Source organism: Caballeronia sp. LZ029, from assembly GCF_031451275.1.
GTDB classification, from domain to species: Bacteria; Pseudomonadota; Gammaproteobacteria; order Burkholderiales; family Burkholderiaceae; genus Caballeronia; species Caballeronia jiangsuensis.
Map to the genome: position 1 here is coordinate 1 of NZ_JARUXO010000048.1, position 381 is coordinate 381.

Here is a 381-nt window from a genome sequence, read left to right on the forward strand (position 1 = left end):
GTCCTGCAACGCGCGGTCGAAATAGATCAGCACGTTGCGGCACGAGACGAGATGCGCTTCTAGAAACACGCTGTCCGTGGCGAGGCTGTGGTCCGCGAACACCACACGCGACTTGAGCGTCTGCGAGAATTTCGCCGCGCCATAGGCCGCGTGATAGTAGTCGGAGAGCGAACGCTTGCCACCCGCCGCGAGGTAGTTCTGGCTGAACCCCGCCATGCGATCCAGCGAATAGATGCCGTTTTCCGCTATACGCAAGGCTTCCGCGTTGATGTCGGTCGCGTAGAACACGGTGCGCTCGGCGAGCCGTTCCTCGGCGAACAGCACCGCGAGCGACCACAGCTCCTCGCCGCTGCTGCATCCCGCGACCCATACCTTGATCGA

General features: G+C 62.5%; 1 protein-coding gene. It reads right to left on the minus strand.

Going from position 1 to position 381, the window contains the following annotated elements; translation table 11 throughout:
- A partial coding sequence (locus QCE73_RS33990; RefSeq protein ID WP_309885335.1) for a CheR family methyltransferase occupies positions 1-381 on the minus strand: 381 nt, incomplete at both ends.